This window comes from Streptomyces sp. NPDC056486 (assembly GCF_042795295.1).
Taxonomy (GTDB): domain Bacteria; phylum Actinomycetota; class Actinomycetes; order Streptomycetales; family Streptomycetaceae; genus Streptomyces.
The window spans coordinates 1-4,158 of record NZ_JBHTSF010000303.1 but is presented as its reverse complement, the minus strand read 5'-3'; the positions used below and the strand labels follow the sequence as shown (position 1 = coordinate 4,158).

The following is a 4,158-nucleotide window of genomic DNA, read 5'->3' as shown; positions in this document are numbered from 1 at the left end:
GTCCGATGCCGATCGGCATCGGACCGCCCCCGCCTCCGTCGTACGTCACCCATCACCCATCACCCGCCGAGCAGCCTCCGGGCGCCGAGGGCCAGCGAGATCTCCACGACGTCGCCGACACGGGTGAGACTGCGGCCGGTCAACTGCTCCACGCGCCGCAGCCGGTTGAGGACAGTGTTGCGGTGACAGTAGAGGCGGGCGCCGGCGCGCTGCGCGGAGCCGTCGGTCTCCAGCCAGACGGCGAGCGTGTCCAGGAGGAGGTCACGGTCGGCGGGGTCCAGGGAGCGCAGCGGACCGAGGACCCGCTCGGCGAGCGCCTCCGCGAGTTCGGGCGACGAGACGACGAGGGCGTCGGGCAGACGTTCGTCCAAAACGACGGTGCCGCCGCTGCGGGGGCAGGCGCGCAGCGCCGTGTCGGCGAGCCGGCGGGCGTGCGGGACTGCGGCAAGGCCCTCCACGGGTGAGCCGATACCGGCGCGAGCCCCTGCGGGCAGGGCGAGAGTGGCGCCGAGCGCGGACAGTTCGGCCGCAGGGCCGCCATCGGCGTCGCCGAGCAGCACCAGGGCGTACTGGACCCCGGGGCCGCAGTGGCGCAGCGTCCGCGTCCCCGTCGGCAGCGTGAGGTGGTTGCCGTGGCTGTCGTCCTCCGCCAGGGCGATCACGGCGTACCACCCGTCCTCGGGCAGGCCGAGGACGTCGGCGGCGGTGGGCAGGTCGGTCAGGCGGGCGCTTCCGTCGAGGAGACTCTCGGTCAGCAGCCGCAGCCGGTTCTCGTGCTGCCAGGCCATACGGCGCTCGGTGCGGCGGTAGGCGTCGGCGACCACGCCGCAGTGCTCGTCGACGAAGTTCCATACATCCGTGGCGACATGGATGAGCAGCCCCATGTCCTCGGGGTTGCCGCGCGAGACCTCTTCTACAAGGCCTTGCCAGACCATCGCCCCGCCGAGCCGGAAGGCGTGCAGCAACGCGTCGAGCGGCAGGCCCCGTTCGGCGCGCGCTCCGGCGATCTGGATGGACGTGCGGTGGGCGGCCTCCCTGGTCTCCCCCGGCTGGAGGAGCGAGGTGACGCTGTACCGCAGTGAGCGGTGCACCTCCTGCCACACCTCGGTGGGGCGGGCCTCGATGTCCGCCCGGTAGGCGGGCTCCTGCTCGCGCAGTGTCGCGACGAGCCGGTCGGTCATCGAGGCCAGGTCTCTCAGCAAAACACGGGTCGCCCGGTGCAGCACGACGACGGCCTCGGCGTCGAGGAGGGAGCGCGAGCCCGGCGCGAGGGGCGTGATGGCGGGCACTTCGTGCAGGGGCCCCACCCGTGACCGCAGGACGTGTGGCATGGGGCCTCCCCGGGGGCATGTGCGCACAGCAGGATCTTCCTGACGCCCGAAGAATGGCATACCGCCCAGTCGGTACCTAGAGGTGTGCGGCAATCTCCACATCACGGTCCGGCAACCCGCCGTCACCGGCGAGCAGTCGCGACAGCTCGACGCGGGAGCGTATGCCCAGCGCGGCGAACACGTTGCGCAGGTGGTGGTCGACGGTGCGGTGGCTCACCGAAAGGCGCACCGCCACCTCACGGTTGGTGGCTCCCTCCGCCACATGACGGGCGATACGTTGCTGCTGCGGGGTCAGTGCCGCGAGCGGCCCGGGTCCCGAGTCCCCCGCCACCGCCTCGCCCGCGGCGCGGAGTTCACCGCGGCTGCGGTCCGCCCAGGCGCGCGCCCCGCACCGCTCGAAGCCGACGAGGGCGTCCCGCAGCGGACCGCGTGCATCGCGGGTACGGCGCCTGCGGCGCAGCCACTGGCCGTAAAGGAGCTGCGTACGGGCGCGTTCGAACTCGCCGGGCGAGCGGTCGTGGTGCGCGAGGGCGTTCTCGTACGCGGCGGCCGTCTGCTGCGGTGGGGCGAGGAGGGCGCGGCAGCGGGCCAGTTGGGCGGGGGCGAGCCGGTCCGCGGTGGCGGCGGTCCAGCGGGTGAACTCCGCTGTGACGCTCTGGGCCTCCGCCGTGCGTCCGGCCTGGACGGCCGCTTCCACGAAGCAGGGGACGGCCAGCATCCGGACGGCGAAGTGCCCGCGCCGCGGCCCCGGGGCGACCAGCGGAGCGAGCCGGGCGGCCGCGTCCGCCGGACGTCCGGCGGCGAGATCCGCTCGGGCGACGGCCCAGACGGCGAGCGTGGCGGCCTGGGTGAGCCCGTGCGGTCCCGCGCCCGCCGCCGCGGCTGCCGCGTGCGCCGAGCAGGCATCCGCGTCACCCTCCACGGATGCGGCGAGGGCGAGTACGGCATGCAGGGAGACCGCGACATTGGGCTGCCCGATGCGGTGCGCGGCCCCGAGCCCATCGAGGGCGTGCGCCCTGGCCCTGGTGTGGCGTCCCGCGCGCAGTTCTCCGTAGGCCAGATGTTCCAGGGCGCGCGGCAGCAGGACGTCGGGGCCATAGGCACGTACGGCAGCGAGCGCTCGGGCGCCCGCCGCGCAGGCGCTCTCGACCTCGCCGACGACCAGAGCCGCGGATCCGGCCCGCAACAGCCCGGCAGGCTCCACCGTCGTGGGTACGCCGTCCACGCAGCGGCGCAGCAGGGCGTGCCCCTCGGCGGTGCGGCCTGCGAGAACCGCACACATCCCGGCGCGGTACACCTCGAGGGACGGGTCGTCGGCGCAGACGGGTAATCGCGCCATCGCCTCTTGGTAGGCCGCAACGTCACCCATCGCCCAGGCCGCCTCCGCGGCGCCGATCAACGCGTGGCGGGCAGGTGCGGGCGGGAGCAGCACGGCGGCGGTGAGCAGGGCCTCCCTGGCATCGGCGGCCGGACCGTCGGCGAGGGCGAGCAGGCCGCGCACCCGGTGGACGCCGCCGTGGGCGGGGACGGCCGCGGTGCGGGCCAGGAGGGCACGGGCCCGTACGGGGTCCCCCGCAAGGCGGGATGCTTCGGCCGCGTCGGCGAGACGGTCGGTGCGCAGTGGCAGGTCGGCGGTGAGCGCAGCGGCTCGGGCCAGGGCGGCGGAACGCTCGGCGTACGGGCGGGGTGCGGTCGCCGCATCGGCGAGCGCGCCGGCGAGCCGCGCGTCGTGATCCCCTGCCGCGCAGGCGAGTTGGACCAGGCGGGCAAGGTGGTCCCGGCAGGCCGCGGCGAGGCGGGCGTGGGCGGCTCTGCGGCGGTCGAGCGGGGTACGGCGCAGCACCGCGCGGCGCAGCAGCGGATGGGTGAAGTGGATGCGCCCGCCCGCTCCGACGACCGCACCGGCCGCTTCGGCGTGCGCGAGTCCCGTGGGGTCGCCGCCGGCCCGCAGCAGCAGGGCGAGGTCCGCGCCCGCGCCGTCGGGCTCGTGCTCCCCGGCAGCCGCTGCGAGCAGCAGCAGGAAGCGGGCGTCGTCCGGCAGCTCGTCGATGTGGGCGGCGTAGTCGTCGAAGAGGTCTTCGCCGCCGGGCAGGGGGTCGGGCAGCGGGGTGCGTCCGGCCAGTTGGTCGGGGGCGAGTGCCTCGACGAGCGCGGTGAGCAGGCGCGGGTTCCCCGCGGCCTCGCGGATCAGCCAGGCTCCGACGACGGGATCGGCGGTGCCTCGGGTGAGACCGTCGAGCAGGGCGGCAGCGGCGCCGTCGTCGAGCGGTCCCAGGCGCAGGGTGGTCAGACCACTCAACTCGCCGACTGGGCAACGGTGTTCGGCGAGGGTGAGCAGTACGGCCACAGGGCTTTCGGCGGACAGACGGCGGAGGTCCGCCAAGAGTGCGGCCAGGGCCACGGGGTGCCAGGTGTGCACGTCGTCGACGCAGACCAGCAGCGGGCCCTCCTGCGGCAGCGCCGCCGGAGCGACTGCCTGAACCGACGGGACCGGCGCGCAGATCGCCCGCGCGTACTCCACGAGTGCGGTGCGGCCGAGGCCGGGCTGCCCGGTGAGGACGAGTACGCCGCCGCGACCGGCACGCAAGCTCCCCACCAGGGATTCCACGGCGGCGATCACCTCGCGGTGGCCGTGGAGCTCGGGGGGCCTGAGCGCGCCGGGTACGGTCATCGAAAGGGTCACGCCCGCACGTTACTTCCACGTAACACAGCCCGGAAGTCCCGCGTCCGCAGGGCTGGGCACGCCACCAATGGCCGCCGCATCGCGGTGTGCGCGGGCACAGTCGGGGGTTGGCGCAGAACGCGCTTTCGTCCGCCGCCGATTACC

Annotated in this window: 2 protein-coding genes; both read right to left on the bottom strand. The window is 74.9% G+C overall.

The window, feature by feature from the left end; all coding sequences use genetic code 11:
• Positions 1-59: 59 nt before the first annotated feature.
• Positions 60-1,331, bottom strand: coding sequence for a PucR family transcriptional regulator (locus ACFQ7F_RS45490; protein ID WP_383285566.1), 1,272 nt, complete (start codon positions 1,329-1,331; stop codon positions 60-62).
• 76 nt (positions 1,332-1,407) lie between these two features.
• The gene (locus tag ACFQ7F_RS45485; protein WP_383285569.1) at positions 1,408-4,002 is read right to left on the bottom strand and encodes a LuxR C-terminal-related transcriptional regulator; all 2,595 of its coding nucleotides are present in this window, start codon (positions 4,000-4,002) and stop codon (positions 1,408-1,410) included.
• Positions 4,003-4,158: the final 156 nt, after the last annotated feature.

Excerpts from the sequence above, each read along its gene's own strand:
- ACFQ7F_RS45485 (WP_383285569.1), bottom strand. The coding sequence starts at position 4,002 with ATGACCGTACCCGGCGCGCTCAGGCCCCCCGAGCTCCACGGCCACCGC.
- ACFQ7F_RS45490 (WP_383285566.1), bottom strand. The coding sequence starts at position 1,331 with ATGCCACACGTCCTGCGGTCACGGGTGGGGCCCCTGCACGAAGTGCCC.